Genomic DNA, 20,153 nt, shown 5'->3' on the forward strand with positions numbered 1-20,153 from the left:
GAAAGGCACTGATGTGATCGCCACCCTTGTGCAGCTGGCTGCGGAAGGCGGGCACGCGGAGGAGCAGAACCCGCTCATCCCGCCCGGCCCCGAGCTGCTGGTCGGCACCATCGCCTTCGCCATCGTGTTCTTCTTCTTCTGGAAGAAGCTCCTTCCGAACATCAACAAGGTTCTGGAAGAGCGCCACGAGAAGATCGAAGGCGGCATTGAGAACGCCGAGGCCATGCAGGCCGAGGCCCAGTCCGTTCTCGAGCAGTACAAGGCCCAGCTGGCCGAGGCCCGTCACGAGGCCGCGCGGCTGCGCCAGGAGGCGCAGGAGCAGGGCGCCACGCTCATCGCCGAGATGCGCGCGGAAGGCCAGCGGCAGCGTGAGGAGATCGTCGCCGCCGGTCACGCCCAGATCGAGGCCGACCGCAAGGCCGCCTCGTCCGCGCTGCGCCAGGACGTCGGCACCCTCGCCACGACCCTGGCCGGCAAGCTGGTCGGCGAGTCCCTCGACGACCACGCTCGTCAGAGCCGTGTGATCGACCGCTTCCTCGACGAGCTCGAGGAGAAGGCAGAGGCGACTCGATGACTGCGCACGGAGCCAGCCGCGAGGCACTGGCCGCCGGACGCGAGCGTCTCGACGCACTGACCGACAACACCTCGGTCGACGCGGCGAAGCTCGCGGACGAGCTGGCCTCGGTCACCGCGCTGCTCGACCGCGAGGTCTCGCTGCGTCGGGTCCTGACCGACCCGGCGCAGTCCGGTGAGGCCAAGGCCCAGCTCGCCGAGCGTCTGCTCGGCGGCCAGGTGAGCGGTGAGACCGCCGACCTGGTGGCGGGTCTCGTGCGGTCCCGCTGGTCATCCCCCCGCGACCTGGTCGACGGGCTCGAGCAGCTCGCCGCCACCGCGGACCTGACCGCTGCGCAGAAGAACGGCACGCTCGACAGCGTCGAGGACGAGCTGTTCCGGTTCGGCCGGATCGTCTCCTCGAGCACCGAGCTGCGTGCGGCCCTCACGGACCGCGCCGCGGTGAAGGCGGCCAAGACCGAACTCCTTCACAGCCTGCTCGGCGGTCGTGCGGAGCCGGTCACGGAGCGTCTCGTCACGCGCCTGGTGACCGCGCCCCGTGGACGTAGCCTTGAAGGGGGCCTCGAGTCCCTCTCGAAGCTCGCTGCGGAGCGTCGTAGCCGGATGGTCGCCGTCGTCACGTCGGCGGTGCCCCTGTCCGACGCGCAGAAGCAGCGTCTGGGCGGTGCCCTCGCCAAGCTGTACGGCCGTGAGATGCACCTCAACCTCGACGTGGACCCCACGGTCCTCGGCGGGATCCGGGTGCAGGTCGGCGACGAGATCATCAACGGTTCGATCGCGGACCGTATCGATGACGCCGCTCGCCGTGTGACCGGCTGACGCCTCACCAACTCAACACGTAATACCGACGGCCCGGTTGGGCCGTGCAGAGGATTCACCTCTTTGTGGGGGGAGTCCGATCAGGAACACCCCCCAAGTGAAACTTCGGGCCCAACAAGGAGAGCAGGGAACCCAGATGGCGGAGCTCACGATCCGGCCGGAGGAGATCCGGGACGCGCTGGAGAACTTTGTCCAGGCGTACAAGCCGGACGCGGCCTCGCGCGAGGAGGTCGGTACGGTCAGCCTTGCCGGCGACGGCATCGCGAAGGTCGAGGGCCTTCCCTCGGCCATGGCCAACGAACTGCTGAAGTTCGAGGACGGCACCCTCGGTCTCGCGCTCAACCTCGAAGAGCGTGAGATCGGTGCCATCGTGCTCGGCGAGTTCAGCGGCATCGAGGAGGGCCAGCCGGTGCAGCGCACCGGTGAGGTGCTCTCCGTCGCAGTCGGTGACGGTTACCTGGGTCGCGTCGTCGACCCGCTCGGCAACCCGATCGACGGCCTCGGCGAGATCGAGTCCACCGGCCGCCGCGCCCTCGAGCTGCAGGCACCGGGCGTCATGGCCCGGAAGTCGGTGCACGAGCCGATGGAGACCGGCTACAAGGCCGTCGACGCGATGACCCCGATCGGCCGTGGCCAGCGTCAGCTGATCATCGGTGACCGTCAGACCGGCAAGACCGCCCTGGCCGTCGACACGATCATCAACCAGCGCGACAACTGGCGCTCGGGCGACGTGAACAAGCAGGTCCGCTGCATCTACGTCGCCATCGGTCAGAAGGGCTCCACCATCGCCTCCGTGCGTGGTGCGCTCGAAGAGGCCGGCGCGCTGGAGTACACGACCATCGTCGCCGCCCCGGCGTCCGACCCGGCGGGCTTCAAGTACCTGGCCCCCTACACCGGTTCGGCCATCGGCCAGCACTGGATGTACGAGGGCAAGCACGTCCTCATCATCTTCGACGACCTCTCGAAGCAGGCCGACGCCTACCGCGCCGTGTCCCTGCTGCTCCGTCGCCCGCCGGGGCGTGAGGCCTACCCGGGTGACGTCTTCTACCTGCACTCCCGTCTGCTCGAGCGCTGCGCGAAGCTCTCGGACGAGATGGGCAAGGGCTCGATGACCGGTCTGCCGATCGTCGAGACCAAGGCCAACGACGTCTCGGCGTTCATCCCGACCAACGTCATCTCCATCACCGACGGCCAGTGCTTCCTGGAGTCGGACCTCTTCAACGCCGGTCAGCGCCCCGCGCTGAACGTCGGTATCTCCGTCTCCCGAGTCGGTGGTTCCGCGCAGCACAAGGCGATGAAGCAGGTCTCCGGCCGCCTCCGCGTGGACCTCGCCCAGTTCCGTGAGCTCGAGGCGTTCGCCGCCTTCGGCTCCGACCTGGACGCCGCGTCGAAGTCGCAGCTGGAGCGCGGTCAGCGCATGGTCGAGCTGCTCAAGCAGGCTCAGTACCAGCCGATGGCCACCGAGGACCAGGTCGTCTCCGTCTGGGCCGGCACCACCGGCAAGATGGACGACGTACCGGTCGAGGACATCCGCCGCTTCGAGAAGGAGCTCCTGGAGTACCTGCACCGCAAGGAGCAGGGCCTCATGACCTCCATCAAGGAGGGCGGCAAGATGTCCGACGACACTCTCACGGCCGTCGCGGACGCCATCACCGAGTTCAAGAAGCAGTTCGAGACCTCGGACGGCAAGCTGATCGGCGAGGACGCTCCGGCTGCCGTCAACGTCTCCAAGTGACGACGGAAGGGACCTGACTCATGGGAGCCCAGCTCCGGGTCTACAAGCGTCGCATCCGGTCCGTCACCGCGACGAAGAAGATCACCAAGGCGATGGAGATGATCGCCGCCTCGCGCGTCGTCAAGGCGCAGCGCAAGGTGGCGGCCTCCACGCCGTACGCGACCGAGCTGACCCGCGCGGTCACCGCGGTGGCCACGGGTGCGAGCGACAAGCACCCGCTGACCACCGAGGCGGAGAACCCGACCCGGGCCGCTGTTCTGCTCCTGACGAGCGACCGCGGTCTGGCCGGCGCCTTCAACTCCAACGCCATCAAGGCCGCGGAGCAGCTCACCGAGAAGCTGCGGGCCGAGGGCAAGGAGGTCGACACGTTCATCGTCGGCCGCCGTGGTCTCGCGCACTACAACTTCCGTGAGCGCAAGGTCGTCGAGTCGTGGACGGGCTTCACGGACGAGCCCGCCTACGGCGACGCCAAGCTGGTAGCGGGTCCGCTCATCGAGGCCATCGAGAAGGAGACGGCGGAGGGCGGCGTGGATGAACTCCACCTCGTCTACACCGAGTTCGTCTCGATGATGACGCAGAACGCGGTCGAGGCCCGACTGCTTCCGCTCAGCCTCGAAGAGGTCGCCAAGGAAGCGGGCACCAAGGACGAGATCCGCCCGCTCTACGACTTCGAGCCGTCGGCGGAGGACGTCCTCGACGCCCTGCTGCCGCGCTACGTCGAGAGCCGTATCTACAACGCGCTGCTCCAGTCGGCTGCTTCCAAGCACGCCGCCACGCGCCGCGCGATGAAGTCGGCCACCGACAACGCCGGGGATCTGATCAACAACCTTTCCCGGCTTGCCAACGCGGCCCGCCAGGCCGAAATCACCCAGGAAATCAGCGAGATCGTCGGTGGCTCTGCCGCTCTGGCCGACGCGACCGCGGGGAGTGACAAGTAATGACGACGACAACTGAGACGGCCACGGCTACGGGCCGCGTCGCCCGGGTCATCGGCCCGGTCGTCGACGTGGAGTTCCCCGTCGACGCGATGCCCGACATCTACAACGCCCTGCACGTCGAGGTCGCCGACCCGGCCAAGGACGGCGAGAAGAAGACGCTGACCCTCGAGGTCGCCCAGCACCTGGGTGACGGCGTGGTCCGCGCGATCTCGATGCAGCCCACCGACGGTCTGGTCCGCCAGGCCCCGGTGACCGACACCGGCGACGGCATCACCGTCCCGGTCGGTGACTTCACCAAGGGCAAGGTGTTCAACACCCTCGGCGAGGTCCTGAACACCGACGACAAGTACGAGGGCGAGCGCTGGTCCATCCACCGCAAGGCCCCGAACTTCGACGAGCTCGAGTCGAAGACCGAGATGTTCGAGACCGGCGTCAAGGTCATCGACCTTCTCACCCCGTACGTCAAGGGTGGAAAGATCGGTCTGTTCGGTGGTGCCGGCGTCGGCAAGACGGTGCTCATCCAGGAGATGATCTACCGCGTCGCCAACAACCACGACGGTGTCTCCGTGTTCGCCGGTGTCGGTGAGCGCACCCGTGAGGGCAACGACCTCATCGAGGAGATGGCCGAGTCGGGCGTCATCGACAAGACCGCACTGGTCTTCGGTCAGATGGACGAGCCGCCGGGCACCCGTCTGCGCGTGGCCCTTGCCGGTCTGACCATGGCGGAGTACTTCCGCGATGTGCAGAAGCAGGACGTGCTGTTCTTCATCGACAACATCTTCCGCTTCACGCAGGCCGGTTCCGAGGTCTCGACCCTGCTCGGCCGTATGCCCTCCGCGGTGGGCTACCAGCCGAACCTGGCCGACGAGATGGGCCTCCTCCAGGAGCGCATCACCTCGACCCGTGGTCACTCGATCACCTCGATGCAGGCGATCTACGTCCCCGCGGACGACCTGACCGACCCGGCCCCGGCCACCACCTTCGCCCACCTCGACGCGACGACGGTTCTCTCCCGTCCGATCTCCGAGAAGGGCATCTACCCGGCCGTGGACCCGCTGGACTCGACGTCCCGCATCCTCGACCCGCGGTACATCGCGGCGGACCACTACAACGCCGCGATGCGCGTCAAGGGGATCCTGCAGAAGTACAAGGACCTCCAGGACATCATCGCCATTCTCGGTATCGACGAGCTCGGCGAAGAGGACAAGCTGGTCGTGCAGCGCGCCCGTCGCGTGGAGCGCTTCCTGTCCCAGAACACCCACGTCGCCAAGCAGTTCACCGGCGTCGACGGGTCGGACGTCCCGCTGGACGAGTCGATCGCGGCCTTTAACGCGATCATCGACGGTGAGTACGACCACTTCCCGGAGCAGGCGTTCTTCATGTGCGGTGGCCTCGACGACCTCAAGAAGGCCGCCAAGGAGCTGGGCGTCTCCTGAAGCACCGGCTCATGTGAGTGAGCCATGTGACTTCGGCAGGGGGCGGGTGCGTCCCGCCCCCTGCGATACGCCCACTAGAATTTGACCCAACACCCGGCATAACCGCCGGGTGGTGACCCGAGGAGCCATCTTGGCTGCTGAGCTGCACGTCGAGCTGGTCGCCGCCGACCGCCAGGTCTGGTCCGGCGAGGCCACCCTGGTCGTGGCGCGCACCACGTCCGGCGACATCGGCGTCATGCCCGGTCACCAGCCGCTGCTCGGTGTGCTGGAATCGGGCCCGGTGACCATTCGTACGAGTGCGGGTGAGACTGTCGTTGCCGCGGTGCACGGCGGATTCATCTCGTTCGCGGACAACAAGCTTTCGCTGCTGGCCGAGATCGTCGAGCTGGCGGACGAGATCGATGTCCAGCGTGCGGAGCGCGCTCTCGAGCGCGCCAAGTCGGATGCCGACGCCGGTGCCGAGCGTCGCGCGGACGTTCGTCTGCGCGCCGTCGCCACGCGCTGACGGAGGCGACGCCGGAGAGTACGTGACTCAGCCGCGGCCGGGACTGGTTTTCGCCAGTACCGGCCGCGGCTGAGGTGAATGCGGGACAAAGTCGGTTGCGTAACGTGACGAGTCGAGGAGGTCGGTGCTCATGGTCCTCGCTCTGCTTGTCTGCGGCCTGGTGGTCGCCGTGGTCCTGGTCGGGTTGTTCGTGTTCGGCTTGCGCCGACGCCTGATCCAGCGTTCCGGCGGCACCTTCGACTGCTCCCTGCGCTGGGACGCCCCGGAGGCGGGGGATACGTCCGGCAAGGGCTGGAGTTACGGGGTCGCCCGCTACAGCGGTGACCGGATCGAGTGGTTCCGCGTCTTCTCGTACGCGCCGAGGCCGCGCCGTATCCTCGAGCGCTCCGCCATCGAGGTCGTCGACCGCCGTTCCCCGGACGGGGACGAGGAGGTCGCGCTGCTCTCCGACGCGATCGTGCTGGGGTGCAAGCTTCGCGGTACGCGTCTGGAGCTCGCCATGTCGGAGGACGCGCTGACCGGTTTCCTCGCCTGGCTGGAGGCGGCGCCGCCCGGCCAGCGGGTGAACGTGGCGTAGCGACCGGCGTATCCGCATGGGTGAAGCCGGAGCGGGCGAGGGGCAGACTCGCCGGCTCCGGCTTCGTTCGTGTGCGGTCCGGTCGTCAGTGGACCGCGGGCCGGCTAGCCGAGACCGTTGTGGATCGCGGTGGCCAGTTCGCCGTTCGCGGTGTCTCCGCTGAACTCCCAGAAGAAGGCGCCGCCGAGGCCCTGGTTCTTGGCCCAGGTCATCTTGGAGCCGACCGTCGCGGGAGTGTCGTACGACCACCAGTCGCTGCCGCAGTGCGCGTAGGCCGTGCCGGCCACCGTGCCGTTCGCCGGGCACTTGCCCTTGAGGACCTTGTAGTCCTCGATCCCGGCCTCGTACGTACCCGCGGCGGGTCCGGTCGCGGTGCCGCCGGGTGCCGCCTGCGTGACGCCCGTCCAGCCGCGGCCGTAGAAGCCGATGCCGAGCAGCAGCTTCGAGGCCGGTACGCCCTTGGCCTTCAGCTTGGCGATGGCCTGCGAGGACGTGAAGCCGTCCTGCGGGATCCCGGTGTACGGCGTGAGCGGGGAGTGCGGAGCCGTCGGTCCGGTCTTGGCCCAGGCGCCGAAGAAGTCGTACGTCATCACGTTGTACCAGTCCGAGTACTGCGCGGCGCCGCCGTAGTCGGCGGCGTCGATCTTGCCGCCCGAGGTGGCGTCGGCCGTGATCGCAGCCGTGACCAGGTTGTTCGCGCCGAACTTGGTGCGCAGCGCGGACATGACGTTCTTGAAGGCCGCGGGTCCGCTGGTGTCACAGGTCAGACCACAGGCGTTGGGGTACTCCCAGTCGATGTCGATGCCGTCGAAGACATCGGCCCAGCGCGGGTCCTCGACCAGCTTGTAGCAGGACTCGGCGAACGCGGCCGGGTTCTGCGCGGCCTGGCCGAAGCCGCCGGAGTAGGTCCAGCCGCCGACGGAGTACAGGATCTTGATGTGCGGGTACTTGGCCTTCAGCTTGCGCAGCTGGTTGAAGTTGCCGCGCAGCGGCTGGTCCCAGGTGTCGGCGACGCCGTCCACGGACTGGTCGGCCGTGTACGCCTTGTCGATGGCCGCGAACGAGTCGTCCATCGTGCACTGGCCGTTCTTGACGTTGGCGAAGGCGTAGTTGATGTGCGTGATCTTCGCCGCCGAGCCGGAGCTCACCAGGTTCTTCACGTGGTAGTTGCGGCCGTAGACGCCCCACTCCACGAAGTAGCCCAGCTTCACCTTGTCGCCCGGCTCGGGCTGGCCGCCCCCGCCGGTGGTGCGCACCGCGCGGGCGCCGCTGACCGGTCCGGTCTGGTCGGCGGTGTCGCGTGCCTTGACCGAGTACGAGTAGTCGGTGCCGGCGGTCAGACCGGTGTTGGTGTAGCTCGTGCCCGTCACGGTGGCCACGACGGAACCGTCGCGCAGCACGTCGTAGTTCTTGACGCCCTTGTCGTCGGTGGCCGCGCTCCAGCTCAGCTTCACCGAGGTGTCGGTGATGTCGGAGGCCGTGGGGGTGCCGGGCGCGCTCGGCGGGTTGTCGCCGGGGACGGTGGGTCCGCCGTCACAACTGGCGCCGTTCAGCTTGCAGTTGGAGGGGGAGCCGGAGCCCGAGCCGTTGAACCCGAAGGTGACCGAGGCGCCGGGGGCGAGCGTCCCGTTCCACGACTTGTTCTTCGCCGTCCAGTGGTTGCCCGAGCTGGTGAAGTCCGCGTCCCAGCCGGAGGTCACCGAGGTGCCGGACGGGAAGTCCCATTCGACGGTCCAGGCGGATATGGAGGCGGTGCCGGTGTTCTTGACGGTCCACTTGCCTTCGAAGCCGGTGCCCCAGTCCTGGGACTTGGTGTACGTGGCGGTGGCTTCGGCGGCCGCGGCGGGGGTGGAGAGGCCGACGAGTGCGGCGAAGGGGAGGATCAGGGTGGTGAGCCCTGCGATCAGTCTGTGGCGTACCCGGGGGGTGGGTCTGAAGCGCATCGCGCCTCCTGACGTGAGGTCCGGAAAGGGGGGTGGGACCTGCGCTGCCCTGAGCACGATGGGGCATGTGCTCACCGCGAAGTGAGGTGAGCGTAGAAAGGTCTGGACCTTACGTCAATAGGTCTGGACCACTGGGGAGTTGAGTTCCGGCCGATTTCGGTAGGAAGTTTCCGAAGTGCGTTCGGCCTCGGGTCAGACGCCCAACTCCTGGGCCAGAACCGCTGCTTGGACCCTGCTGCGCAGCTCCAGCTTTCCGAGCAGCCGGCTCACATGGGTCTTCACGGTGGCCTCGGCCATGTCCAGACGTTCCGCGGTCTCGGCGTTGGACAGGCCCTGGCCGAGGCAGGAGAGCACCTCGCGCTCGCGCCGGGTCAGCGCGTCGAGGATCGCCGGGTCGTGCGCGGTGCCCCCGCCCCGTACGGGCTTGGCGGCGAACTCCGCGATCAGCCGGCGGGTCACCGCGGGCGCGATCAGGCCCTCGCCGCGTGCGACCGTGCGGACCGCCGCGAGGAGATCCCTGGCCTCGGTGTTCTTCAGGAGGAAGCCCGAGGCGCCGGCGCGCAGTGCGCCGAAGACGTACTCGTCGAGGTCGAAGGTGGTCAGGACGAGGACGTCGGCGAGGCCTTCGGAGACCACCTGGCGGGTGGCCGAGACGCCGTCCAGGCGGGGCATCTGGATGTCCATCAGGACCAGGTCCGGGCGCAGTTCACGGGCGAGCGCGACCGCCTGCTCGCCGTCCGCTGCCTCGCCGGCCACCTCTATGTCGGGGGCGCTGCGCAGGATCAGGACAAGCCCGGCGCGTACGGCGGACTGGTCCTCGGCGACCAGGACGCGGATCGGGGGAGCGCCTTCGACGGCCGGCTCGGTCATGCGGATTCTCCTTCTGTTACGGGGAGTTCGGCCCGTACGCGCCAGATCTTGCCGTATGCGTCGGGCGCCGGACCTGCCGTGAAGGAGCCCTTGAGCAGCGCGGCACGCTCCCGCATCCCCACGAGCCCGGCGCCCGAACCGGGGGCGCGCGGGCCTTCGGTGGGGCCGATGGGGCTGGTGATCTCGACGGCCAACAGGCCGTCCGCCTGGGCGAGTCGGATGCGTACGTCACCCTGCGCGGCGTGCTTGAGCGCATTGGTCAGGGACTCCTGCACGATGCGGTACGCGGCCAGCTCGACCGGTGCGGGCAGGGTGGAGCCCGGCGGGCGGGTGTCCTCGAAGGTGATGGCGAGGCCGTTGGTGCGGGCCTGTCCGACCAGGGTGCCCACGTCATCCAGAGTCGGCGCCGCGGCCGGTTCGAGGTCGCCGCTGTCGTCGCGCAGGATGCCGATGAGGCGGCGCATCTCGGCGAGGCCCTCGACACTGTTCTCGCGGATCACGGTGAGCGCTTCCCGGGTGGTTTTCGCGTCGTCGAGGGAGAGCGCGGCCGTGGAGTGGATGGCGATCGCGGAGAGGTGGTTGGCCACCATGTCGTGCAGCTCGCGGGCCATCCGGGCGCGTTCGGCGGTGACCGCCTGGGTGCGGTCCATCTCGGCGAGCAGGGCGGTCTGCTCGGCGCGCAGGACGGCGGTGTCGGCGCGGTCACGCCAGAGCCGTACGGTGACGCCGGTCATCGCCGGCCCGAAGATCACCGCCGCGATGATCAGCCCGAGCAGGAACGCCTGCGCGTCGTGGTACCAGGCGACCAGCGCCACCATCGAGGCCACCGAGATCAGCCCGGTCAGAATCGGGATCCGGCGGACCGCGGACGGGGGGCCGTACACCACGGCGGCGTAGACGAGATCGGTGAAGAGCATCAGGGTGACCAGGGAACCGGTGACGAACTGGTCCATGACCAGCACCAGGAAGCCGAGGCCGAAGGCGGCACGGGGCAGGGCGCGGCGCAGCAGCGCGAGAGCGGACATCGCGGCCAGCGGGATCAACGTCAGCCGGCGGTCGTCCAGGCCCTGGCCCGGGTGGGTGTCCAGATGGAGCGACCAGAGCAGCAGCCCGGAGAGCAGCCCGCCGACCGCGATCAGTACGTCGTCGCGGTGCGGGCGGAGAGAGGGCCAGGTCATGGCATCCATCCAACACGGCGGGGGAGACCGCAGCCTCCCATCGGGGGCCGAGAAACGACTGCATCCTTCGATGTACCGGTGATTCCTCACCGCCGACGATGCTGCGGGCCGATGCGCACGGGAGGCTGGAAGCAGCCGAGAGGAGAGTCCCGTGATCGTCACGCTCATCATCATCTGCGAGGTCGGCTTCTGGGTGCTGCTGGCCGCAGGTCTTGCCCTGCGCTACTGGGCGAAGATGCCGCGCGCGAGCATCGCCGTACTGCTCTGCGAGCCGCTGCTCGAAGTGGTGTTGTTCGTGGTCACGGCGATCGATCTGCGCAACGGCGCCGAGCCGGACTGGAAGCACGGTCTCGCGGCCGTCTACATCGGCTACTCGATCGCGCTCGGCCACTACACGATCAAGTGGGTGGACGTCCGTGTCGCCCACCGCTTCGCGGGCGGACCGGCGCCGGTCACGCCCAAGTACGGCATGGCCCGTGCGGTGCACGAGTGGAAGCTCGCCGCCCGCTGGGTGCTCGCCGCGGCGATCGCGATGGCGCTGCTCCAGGGTGCGATCTGGTACGTCGGACCGGACGGCGAGACCTCGTCGCTCGAGCAGTGGCAGGCCAAGATGGTCTTCGTGATCGGTATCAACGTGGTCATCGCCGCCGCCTACACCCTGTTCCCGAAGAAGGCGCCGGCGAACGCGACCGCGGCGGCCACCGACCGGGAGCGTGAGCTCACCAAGCAGTGACCGCCGCGGGCGGGACGGGACGGGGTGGTCCCGGTGGTCATTCGGCCGCCGGGGTCACCCATTCCACGAACTGGACGACGACGCCGTTGGGGTCGGTCACCTGGAACAGGCGCTCGCCCCACGGCTCTTCGCGCAGCGGCATGGTGATCCGCACGCCGGCGTCGCGCAGCCGCTTCTCCTCACCCTCGATCCCGGTGAGCGTGAACGCCAGGATCAGGCCGGAGGCGCGCTGGTCGCGCTGTTCGGGCGGCAGTATCTCGTTGCCCCGGGCGAGCAGCACGATGTCGGCCGCGGCGTCCGGCCGGGTCAGCGAGGCGAACCCTTCGGCGGCGGCCTGCTCGCTGTACCCGAGGTGCTCGGTGAAGAACCGCTGCGAGGCGGCTACGTCGTCGACGGTGAGCGAGACGGTGGATGCGGTGATCTGCACGGCGGTTCTCCTCGGGTCAGGGGCGAGCGGGCTGCGGGGGCGCGCGTCGGTCAACGTGCGTTGCGACGCGGCAGGTTGCGCGGTGGCGGCGGGAGGTAGCGGACGCGGTGGGTGGTCGTCTGCTGCGGCTGCTGGTGGCGGTTGTTGCGGTGCTGTGCGCGCATGGGCACTCCGTTCCATCCGTCGGGTCTTCGTTCTGCCGTGGAAAACTTGCGACGGACGTAAACTTACACAAAGGCGCGCCAGGGTGTCAACGTAAAATTGCTACGAATGTAAGATTGCCTCATGGCTACTGACAGCACCGCCCCCGCCGCCCCCGTCGGCCTGCGGGAATCGAAGAAGCAAGAGACCCGGCAGCTCATCTCCGACCACGCCACCCGCCTCTTCATCGAGCGGGGCTTCGAGCAGACGACCATCGCCGAGATCGCGGAGGTCGCGCGGGTCGCCAAGAAGACGGTGACCAACTACTTCGCGCGTAAAGAGGACTTGGCCCTGGATCACCAGGACGCCTTCGTTGCCGCGCTGGCCGACATCGTGGCCGAACGGGAGCCCGGCGAATCGGCGCTGGATGCGCTGCGCGGGGCTTTCGTGGAGGCAGCCGCCGGGGCCAGCCCCGTCGCGGGATTCGCGGGGCCGGCCTTCTCGCGGATGATCGCCGACAGTCCGACCCTGACGGCGAGGCTGCGCGATCTGCACGACCTGCGGGAGACGGCGCTCGCCGAGGCCCTGGCCAAGGCGACGGGTGCGGGGGAGGGGGACTTCATGCCGCGCGCCGCCGCGGCGCTGTTCGGTGCGGTCCACCGCACCCTGTTCCAGCGGATCCAGGAGCTGACCCTGGCCGGCGAGGACAACTCCCGTATCGCCGAAGTGGTGACCGCGGAGGCCGCGGTCGCCTTCGACCTGCTCGAACCCTCGCTGGGCGACTACGCGACCGCGTAGCGAAGGGGGCGTACGGGGCCGGCCCTGTACGGGAAGGGGGGGCGGCCCCGTACGGGAGGGGGCAGGCCCCTTGCGGGAGGTGAGCGGGACTAGTCCCGCTCACCTCCCGGCACCCACAGCACGTCGCCGAGCTCCTTGTTGGCCGTACGGGCCAGGATGAACAGGAGGTCGGAGAGGCGGTTGAGGTAGGTGGCGGTGAGCGGGTTCATGGTCTCGCCGTGCACCTCGAGCGCCGCCCACGTGGAGCGCTCGGCCCGCCGCACCACCGTGCAGGCCTGGTGGAGCAGTGCGGCGCCGGGCGTACCGCCGGGCAGGATGAACGAACGGAGCTTCTCCAACTGCTCGTTGAAGTGGTCGCAGTCCGCCTCGAGCCGGTCGATGTAGAACTGCTCGACGCGCAGCGGCGGGAACTCCGGGTTCTCCACGACGGGCGTCGCCAGATCGGCGCCCACGTCGAACAGGTCGTTCTGCACCCGGACGAGCACCTTCTCGATCTCGTCGTCCAGACCGCCGAGTGCGAGTGCGGTGCCGAGTACGGCGTTGGCCTCGTTGGCGTCGGCGTAGGCCGAGATCCGCAGATCGGTCTTCTGCGTCCGGCTCATGTCGCCGAGGGCCGTGGTGCCCTTGTCGCCGGTACGGGTGTAGATGCGCGTCAGATTGACCATGAGCCGAGCCTACGCCCAGCCGTTCAGGCTCCGGCCTTGGCGAACAGCCGTGTGCCGATCGTCACGGAGACCGCGGACAGCGCGAGGGCCGCGATCGTTCCGTACAGCATCTGCGTACTGGCGAAGTCGCCCACGTACGCGGCGCGCACCGCGTCCACGAGATAGCGCAGCGGCACGAAGTGGGAGAGGACATCGAGCCAGCCGGGCGCGAGCGCCATCGGCAGCATCAGTCCTGACAGGAGCATCGCGGGCATGGTGAGCGCATTGATCACCGGCCCGAACTCGGTCGGGGTGTTCGCCTTCATACCGAGCGCGTACGACAGCGACGCGAGCGACATCGAGAGCACCCCGACGAAGACGAAGCCGACCACGAGGCCGGCCAGCGGCGCGCGCAGCCCCATGACCAGAGCGGCGAGCACGAGGAGCACCGACTGGAACGCGAAGAGCAGCGCGTCGCGCAGCACCCGGCCGAGCAGCAGGGCGAGCCGGCTGGCGGGGGTGACACGCATACGGTCCACCACGCCGTACGTCTTCTCGACGATGATCCCGAAACCGCAGAACGAGGCGCCGAACAGGCCGAGTTGGAGCAGCAGCCCGGGCACCAGGACCTGCCAGGAACTGCCCCGGGAGCCGAGGGGCAGACCGGTCAGGAGCGGGCCGAAGAAGAAGAGGTAGAGCAGCGGCATCAGCAGGCCGAAGAGGATCTGGAACTTGGAGGAGAGGGTCTGGCGGGCGTAGCGCCCGAAGATGAGCGCGGTGTCGTGGAGCAGCATGGGGGAGTCCTAAGCGGCGGAGAGCTGGTGGCTATACGGCGACGGGCGTCGTGTCGAGCGGAGCCGGACCCCGGCCCGTGATCGCGAGGAACGTGTCCTGCAGGCTCGCCCCGGCCGACCCCGCGTACCGCTCCTTGAGCGCGGCGGGGGTGCCCTCGGCGACGACGGTGCCGTGGTCGACGATCACGAGGCGGTCCGCGAGCGCATCGGCCTCGTCCAGGTAGTGCGTGGTCAGGAAGACCGTGGTGCCGTGCCGATCGCGCAACCCCCGCACCAGGTCCCACAGATCGGCGCGCCCGGCCGGATCGAGCCCGGTCGTGGGCTCGTCGAGGAAGAGCACCGCGGGCCGGTGCGTGAGCGCCATGGCGATGTCGAGACGGCGGCGCTGTCCGCCGGAGAGCGCCGCGCACTTGCGGTCGAGCAGCTCGCCCAGGCCAAGCTCGTCGGCCAACTCCTCGGTGCGTGCGGCCGCTTGGGGCTTGGTCAGCCGGTAGAGCCGGCCCTGGGTGACCAGCTCCTCGCGTACCGGGATGTTCGGGTCGACGCCGCCGGACTGCGCCACGTAGCCGCACTTCTCCCGTACGCCCGCGGGATCCCGTACGAGATCGCAGCCCGCGACCGTGGCCGCGCCGCCGGTCGGGGCGAGCAGGGTCGTGAGCATCCGCAGGGTGGTGGTCTTGCCCGCGCCGTTCGGACCGAGGAAGCCGAGGATCTCGCCCGGCTGAACGGTCAGGTCGATCCCGCGGACCGCTTCCACCGGGCCCTGCTTGGTCTGGAAGGTCCGGGCCAGACCGGCCGTACTGATGATTGCCATGCCGTACAGAAAAACAGGGTCACTTAAATTTTGCAACCTCCCCAAAATTTGAGCCAACCCAAGAAGGGCCTACGATGTGCCCATGGCCAAGCAGCAGGAACAGGGGCGGAAGCGGGAACAGGGGCGGAAGCAGGAGCCGGAGCAGGCGCAGGCGAAGCCCGAGGGGCTCAGGGAGCGCAAGAAGCGCGAGACGCGGCAGCGGATCTCCGACATCGCGACCGGTCTCTTTCTGGAGCGCGGCTTCGACGCCGTGCCCATCGCCGAGATCGCCGAGGCCGCGGATGTCTCGGTCAACACGGTCTACAACTACTTCCCGGCCAAGGAAGACCTCTTCCTCGACCGCTCCAAGGGAGTCGTCGACCGCCTCTCGCGCTTCGTGCGCGCCCGCGACAAGGGCGAGTCCGCGGCCCGTGCCGTGCTGCGCGAGTTCCGCGCCGAGGTCGAGGCGGTCTCGCCGCGCGTCGGTCTGATGGAGGGGTACGCCTCCTTCATGGGCGTCATCGAGAACGCACCCGCCCTGCGCTCCCGTCTGTGGCGGATCCAGCAGGAGGCGCTGGAGGACATCGAGGCCACCTTGCGCGAGGAGACCGGGGCCGCGCCCGGCGATCCGCTGCCGATGCTCGTCGGCGGGCAGCTCGCCTGGCTGCAGGGGACCGTCATGGGCTTCATCGGCCGCGAGATGTGCGCCGGGCGCGCCCCCGCGGAGGTCTCCCGCGAGGCCCTGTGCCTGCTCGACGAACTCGAGGAGATCCTGGGCGAAAAGATCCTCAACTACGCGGTGCGTACCGCTTGATGGGCCGGCCCGGTGTGATGTGCGTCGTATCGGGCGTGACGCGCATCTCGTAGGCCCCCATCGCGGTCTCACGGCCGCTAGTGTCCGGCGGGTAGCACAGTAAACAGTTGGTAAGTACAGCGTGGTGCGCACAGCGTCGTGTGTACGGCGGGACAGGAGAACGCGCAGTGGCCAGGAAGCTCGCCGTCATCGGAGCCGGACTCATGGGTTCCGGAATCGCTCAGGTCTCCGCCCAGGCGGGCTGGGACGTGGTCCTGCGCGACATCACCGACGAAGCCCTGACCCGCGGCACCGACGGCATCAAGAAGTCGTACGAGAAGTTCGTGAGCAAGGGCAAGCTCTCCGCCGAGGACGCGGAGGCCGCGCTCGCCCGGATCACCACGACCACGGAACTGGAAGGCGCCGCCGACGCGGACATCGTCGTCGAGGCCGTCTTCGAGAAGCTCGAGGTCAAGCACGAGATCTTCCGGGCGCTCGACAAGATCGTGCGGGACGACGCGGTGCTCGCCTCCAACACCTCCGCGATCCCGATCACGAAGATCGCGGCCGTCACCGGGCGCCCCGAGCGGGTCGTGGGCGCGCACTTCTTCTCGCCCGTGCCGATGATGCAGCTCTGCGAACTGGTGCGCGGCTACAAGACCAGCGACGAAACCCTCGCCACCACGAGGGAGTTCGCCGAGTCGGTCGGCAAGACCTGCATCGTCGTCAACCGCGATGTCGCCGGCTTCGTCACCACCCGGCTGATCTCGGCGCTCGTCGTCGAGGCCGCCAAGCTGTACGAGTCGGGTGTCGCGAGCGCCGAAGACATCGACATCGCCTGCAAGTTGGGCTTCGGACACGCCATGGGGCCGCTGGCCACCGCGGACCTCACGGGCGTCGACATCCTGCTGCATGCGACCAGCAACATCTACACCGAGTCCCAGGACGAGAAGTTCGCGCCGCCGGAGCTGATGCGCCGGATGGTCGACGCCGGGGACATCGGCCGCAAGAGCGGTCAGGGCTTCTACAAGCACTGAGCGTGAACTGACACCGGCCGGCGCGGAGATCTCCTGCCGGATTCCGCGCCGGTGTCCCTCGCACGAGTGAATTGGGTATCGGTTCGCTTACGGACGGCAACTTCTGCGTCCGTAAGCCAGTCAGTTGGGTTGAGAGTCCACTTCGAAACCAGACGGTCGAGGACCAACTCCGGGGAGCGCATATGTACATCAGGGGCGACCATGCCGAGCTGGCCGTCGGGGGCAGCCTCGACGTCCGCAGCGCGGCGGACGCCCGGACCGTGCTGCATTCCGCCCTGGACGAAGGGGCGGGCGATCTCGTGCTCGACCTCGGGGGTCTCGACGCGCTGGACGCCACCGGCCTCGGCGTGATCATGGGCGCGCACCGCCAGGCCGGCCGCTGCGGCCGGCGGCTCGTGCTGCGCAATGTGCCGCCGCAGATGCAGCGCCTTCTGGTGGCCACGCGGCTGCACCGGATCCTCGCCATCGAAGGCGGGATCGGCGCGCATCCGCTGTAGGTCGGGATCGGCGCACTCGCGCCGGCGGTCGGGATCGGCGCACACGCGCTGCGGGTGGGGCACGTTGCGGGACAGCGTCCGATAAGCCGGGACAAGTCGCGGCACTTACGCAATCCTCACGAGACTGTGACGTCCTGGACGGCGCGGCACCCCGGCTGTTCGGAGATACTGAGCGAAGGTCTAAGGTTCGGTCGCTCACTCAACAAGAGAGCACCGGACCAGAAGCGACAGTGTGGTGTGCGAAAGGCCGGGGAAGCCAAGGCACATCCGCTTTTGGGGGGCTTTGACCATGGACCCGACGAACCGGGGACCGCAAGACTTCGGTCACGACGAGGATCGTTCCGACGCCGGGGGAGGCGCACCGCAGCGCCCGCCTCGCGACGCCATCACACCCGACTTCGGCAGCCCTGTGCCCGCGCGCACGGTGCAGCTGGTCTCGGGCGACTTCCTGCTCACGGTGAACCCTGTGGACGGCAGCGAGATCGAACCCTGCCCGCCGCTCGAACTTCCGCCGCGGCCGGTCAAGTTCACGCTCGCCGAGCGCACCGAGCTGGCCCGCGCGGCCAAGCCGCCGGTGCCGCCGGGACCCGAGCAGCCGCGCCGCGTTCTGCTCGAGCGCCAGGACGAGCGCGAGCGCCTCGTGCGCCTGCTCGCCCGCGGCCGCTCCGTCCGTCTCACCGGGCCGTCCGGCTCCGGCCGCACCGCGCTGCTCGACACCGTCGCCGAGGACTGCCTGGACCTCGCACCCGACGGCGTCGTACGTCTGAACGGTCATAAGCGCGGCTCCGCGGACCTGCTCTTCGACCTGTACGCGGCCGTCTACAAGTCGCCGCTGCACCGCCCCGACCGGGCCCAAGTCCTGGATCTCATACGGAACATCGGAGCCGTGGTCGTCGTCGACGACCTCGAGTTCGGCGGGAGCGCGCTCGACGAGTTCCTCGAGGCCACTCCCGAGTGCGCCTTCCTGCTCGCCGCGACACCCGAGGTGGCCGCGCCGTCCGGAGACTCGCACATCGAGGAGGTCTTCCTCGGCGGGCTCAGCCGCAGCTCGGGACTCGAGCTACTGGAGCGTGCGGTGGGCCGCGCGCTCACCGACGACGAGGCCGGCTGGGCCGGTGACCTCTGGTTCGAGTCCGAGGGCCTTCCGCTGCGCTTCGTGCAGGCCGGTGCGCTGCTCCGCCAGCGCGACCTGCTGCGCGCCGACCCGGCCGCCTTCGACGAGTACGGGTACTACGCCGACGCTCCCGTCGATGCGCCCTTCGACGCCGAGGACGGCCACGACGTACCGCTGCCGACCCTCGCCGAGGGCGCCGCACCCGCCAGGCTGCTCGCCTCGCGGCTCAGCGAAGCGGCCCGTACCACCCTGAAGTTCGCCGTCGCACTCGGCGGCGAGGTGCCGCACCAGGCCCATCTGCCCGCCCTCGTCGGCGACACCCACGCGGACGCCGCGCTCGGCGAGCTCGCCGCCGTCGCGCTCGTCACACCCGTCGGCTCGCGCTGGCGGCTCGCCGCGGGCGTCCAGGCCCAGCTGACCGCGGCCGGGTACGCCGACACCGCCGAGGAGCGCGCGGAGCTCGCGCACACCGCGGCCCAGCACTACTCCTGGTGGGCCGGGCACCCCTCGGTGACACCCGAACGGGCCGTCGCCGAGGCGGAGGCCGCGCTCGCGGCCCTCGCGATCCTGCTGAGCTCGACCGATCCGGGCCACACCAGCTCCGCCGTCCTGCTCGCCCGTACCGCCGCGCCGGCCTATGCCGCCGGGCTCGACTGGGGCGTGTGGGAGCGGGCGCTCAGGGCCGGCCAGGAGGCCGCGCGCCTGGCCGGAGAGGTGGCCGAAGAGGCGTACTTCCACCACGAGTTGGGGATACTCGCGCTCCTCGGCGGCCGGCTCGACCGGGCACGCGCCGAGCTCGAGGCCTCCATAGGCCTGCGCGGCGCGCTCGCCGACAAGCGCGGCACGGTATCGGGACGCAGGGCGCTGGCCCTCGTGGCCGACCGTTCCGGTGGCGTACTGCACGGTGGCCGCACCCCGGCCGGCGAAGAGGTGCCGGACGCCCGTTACGAGGAGTCCGCTTCTCCGCCCGGCGGCGTACCGGCGGCGTTCGCGCTGCCAGGACCCGACCCCGAGCCGCCGACGCTGATCACCCGTCAGCCCGCTCCTGTGCCCGGCGCCAGGCGGCCGAAGAGCGGAGCGGGCCGTGCGGTGCTCAGCGGTACCCGGCGCAATCTGGTCGCGGCGGGTGCGGGCGCGCTGCTCGCGGCCGTGCTCGGCACGGTGGTGACGCTCGGGGCGACCTCGGACGAGGACCCCTCGAACCGGGTGCGCCCCAACCAGACCGCCAGCGAGCAGGACGACGGCGACGGGCTGCCCGCCGACCAGCCGGACAAGGACGACGAGGCCGCGTCCACGAAGCGGCCCGCCGATCCCGGTGAGGACGGCGTCGTGGGCACTTCGGACGACCCGACTCCGCCCGCGTCGAGCGACGAGCCTACGGACAAGCCGAGCGGCAGCGACAAGCCGACGACGAAGCCGACGGACAAGCCGACGAAGCCGACGGACAAGCCCACTACGAAGCCGCCGACCGACCCGCCGACCGACCCGACGACGGACCCGCCCACGGACCCGCCGACCGACCCGCCCACGGACCCGCCGACCGACCCTCCGACGGACCCGCCGACCGATCCTGCAACCTCGGACTCGGCCAGCGTCCCGGTGTCCAACAGTCCGTCCATGAGCGAGTCGGCGAGTGGTCCCGTCAGCAGCCCGGCCGACAGTACGAGCGCGACCGGCGTCATCTGAGGCGCCCGGCACGACAGGAACGCCCCGTCTCCCGGACAACCCTCCGGGAGACGGGGCGTTCTTCTTCGTACGAGTGGAGCGGCCGCTTCCGTAGGAGAAAAGCAGCCAGGCGACGGCGGTCG

20 protein-coding genes are annotated in these 20,153 nt (G+C 69.4%); 13 read left to right on the forward strand and 7 right to left on the reverse strand.

All coding sequences use genetic code 11. From position 1 onward, the window contains the following. Positions 1-13 precede the first annotated feature (13 nt). The 7 genes from ABT367_RS10135 (at position 14) to ABT367_RS10165 (ending at position 6,583) form a co-directional block, all read left to right on the forward strand. Entirely contained in the window at positions 14-574 is a 561-nt protein-coding gene (locus tag ABT367_RS10135) for a F0F1 ATP synthase subunit B (protein ID WP_165331956.1), read from the forward strand. Continuing rightward, positions 571-1,392, forward strand: a complete 822-nt coding sequence (locus tag ABT367_RS10140; protein WP_352251501.1) for a F0F1 ATP synthase subunit delta — start codon at positions 571-573, stop codon at positions 1,390-1,392. Before ABT367_RS10135 ends, ABT367_RS10140 begins: the two co-directional genes overlap by 4 nt. A gap of 136 nt (positions 1,393-1,528) precedes the next feature. Next, on the forward strand, positions 1,529-3,127 hold the full coding sequence (gene atpA / locus ABT367_RS10145) for a F0F1 ATP synthase subunit alpha (protein WP_352251503.1): 1,599 nt from the start codon (positions 1,529-1,531) through the stop codon (positions 3,125-3,127). 20 nt (positions 3,128-3,147) lie between these two features. Further along, positions 3,148-4,065, forward strand: a complete 918-nt coding sequence (locus ABT367_RS10150) for a F0F1 ATP synthase subunit gamma (RefSeq protein WP_352251505.1) — start codon at positions 3,148-3,150, stop codon at positions 4,063-4,065. Next, positions 4,065-5,501, forward strand: coding sequence for a F0F1 ATP synthase subunit beta (gene atpD, locus ABT367_RS10155; RefSeq protein WP_352251507.1), 1,437 nt, complete (start codon positions 4,065-4,067; stop codon positions 5,499-5,501). Before ABT367_RS10150 ends, atpD begins: the two co-directional genes overlap by 1 nt. Positions 5,502-5,631: 130 nt before the next feature. After that, positions 5,632-6,006 (forward strand): F0F1 ATP synthase subunit epsilon, encoded by a 375-nt coding sequence (locus ABT367_RS10160; RefSeq protein WP_187811833.1) that lies wholly within the window; start codon positions 5,632-5,634, stop codon positions 6,004-6,006. A 130-nt stretch (positions 6,007-6,136) separates the two neighbouring features. Then, positions 6,137-6,583, forward strand: coding sequence for a DUF2550 domain-containing protein (locus ABT367_RS10165; protein ID WP_352251509.1), 447 nt, complete (start codon positions 6,137-6,139; stop codon positions 6,581-6,583). A 104-nt stretch (positions 6,584-6,687) separates the two neighbouring features. On the opposite strand, the gene ABT367_RS10170 is transcribed toward ABT367_RS10165, so the two are convergent. From ABT367_RS10170 to ABT367_RS10180, 3 genes are all read right to left on the reverse strand, one after another. Next, complete coding sequence (locus ABT367_RS10170) at positions 6,688-8,526, reverse strand: glycoside hydrolase family 18 chitinase (RefSeq protein ID WP_352251511.1); 1,839 nt, start codon at positions 8,524-8,526, stop codon at positions 6,688-6,690. 192 nt (positions 8,527-8,718) lie between these two features. After that, positions 8,719-9,396 carry a response regulator transcription factor gene (locus tag ABT367_RS10175; RefSeq protein ID WP_352251513.1) on the reverse strand — a complete coding sequence of 226 codons (678 nt, stop codon included), beginning with the start codon at positions 9,394-9,396 and terminating at the stop codon, positions 8,719-8,721. After that, entirely contained in the window at positions 9,393-10,574 is a 1,182-nt protein-coding gene (locus ABT367_RS10180) for a sensor histidine kinase (RefSeq protein WP_352251515.1), read from the reverse strand. Before ABT367_RS10180 ends, ABT367_RS10175 begins: the two co-directional genes overlap by 4 nt. Before the next feature lie 151 nt (positions 10,575-10,725). Here ABT367_RS10180 and ABT367_RS10185 point away from each other — a divergent pair, with 151 nt between their 5' ends. Next, positions 10,726-11,307: a hypothetical protein gene (locus tag ABT367_RS10185; RefSeq protein WP_352251517.1), complete on the forward strand. Its 582-nt coding sequence runs from the start codon at positions 10,726-10,728 to the stop codon at positions 11,305-11,307. A gap of 37 nt (positions 11,308-11,344) precedes the next feature. On the opposite strand, the gene ABT367_RS10190 is transcribed toward ABT367_RS10185, so the two are convergent. After that, positions 11,345-11,734, reverse strand: coding sequence for a VOC family protein (locus tag ABT367_RS10190; protein ID WP_352251519.1), 390 nt, complete (start codon positions 11,732-11,734; stop codon positions 11,345-11,347). Between the two features lie 285 nt (positions 11,735-12,019). Between ABT367_RS10190 and ABT367_RS10195 the strand changes: the two genes are divergently transcribed. Further along, entirely contained in the window at positions 12,020-12,673 is a 654-nt protein-coding gene (locus ABT367_RS10195) for a TetR/AcrR family transcriptional regulator (protein WP_352251521.1), read from the forward strand. 89 nt (positions 12,674-12,762) lie between these two features. Here ABT367_RS10195 and ABT367_RS10200 read toward each other — a convergent pair whose 3' ends face one another. From ABT367_RS10200 to ABT367_RS10210, 3 genes are read right to left on the reverse strand one after another with little or no spacing between them, the layout of a single operon-like run. Next, positions 12,763-13,338: a cob(I)yrinic acid a,c-diamide adenosyltransferase gene (locus ABT367_RS10200; RefSeq protein WP_352251523.1), complete on the reverse strand. Its 576-nt coding sequence runs from the start codon at positions 13,336-13,338 to the stop codon at positions 12,763-12,765. A gap of 23 nt (positions 13,339-13,361) precedes the next feature. Next, positions 13,362-14,111 (reverse strand): ABC transporter permease, encoded by a 750-nt coding sequence (locus tag ABT367_RS10205; RefSeq protein WP_352251525.1) that lies wholly within the window; start codon positions 14,109-14,111, stop codon positions 13,362-13,364. Positions 14,112-14,142: 31 nt separating this feature from the next. Then, a complete protein-coding gene (locus ABT367_RS10210; protein ID WP_352251527.1) occupies positions 14,143-14,925 on the reverse strand; it encodes an ABC transporter ATP-binding protein in 783 nt (260 codons plus the stop codon). Between the two features lie 82 nt (positions 14,926-15,007). Between ABT367_RS10210 and ABT367_RS10215 the strand changes: the two genes are divergently transcribed. The 4 genes from ABT367_RS10215 to ABT367_RS10230 all read left to right on the forward strand — a co-directional run bounded on the left by ABT367_RS10215 (position 15,008) and on the right by ABT367_RS10230 (position 20,031). Then, positions 15,008-15,718: a TetR/AcrR family transcriptional regulator gene (locus ABT367_RS10215; RefSeq protein WP_352251529.1), complete on the forward strand. Its 711-nt coding sequence runs from the start codon at positions 15,008-15,010 to the stop codon at positions 15,716-15,718. Between the two features lie 167 nt (positions 15,719-15,885). After that, the gene (locus tag ABT367_RS10220) at positions 15,886-16,734 is read left to right on the forward strand and encodes a 3-hydroxyacyl-CoA dehydrogenase family protein (protein WP_352251531.1); all 849 of its coding nucleotides are present in this window, start codon (positions 15,886-15,888) and stop codon (positions 16,732-16,734) included. 182 nt (positions 16,735-16,916) lie between these two features. Then, entirely contained in the window at positions 16,917-17,231 is a 315-nt protein-coding gene (locus ABT367_RS10225) for an STAS domain-containing protein (RefSeq protein WP_052579510.1), read from the forward strand. Positions 17,232-17,520: 289 nt separating this feature from the next. Continuing rightward, on the forward strand, positions 17,521-20,031 hold the full coding sequence (locus ABT367_RS10230; RefSeq protein WP_352251533.1) for an ATP-binding protein: 2,511 nt from the start codon (positions 17,521-17,523) through the stop codon (positions 20,029-20,031). The last annotated feature ends 122 nt before the right edge of the window (positions 20,032-20,153 follow it).

Origin of the sequence: Streptomyces mesophilus (assembly GCF_040300965.1) — a bacterium.
Classification (GTDB): Bacteria; Actinomycetota; Actinomycetes; order Streptomycetales; family Streptomycetaceae; genus Streptomyces; species Streptomyces mesophilus_A.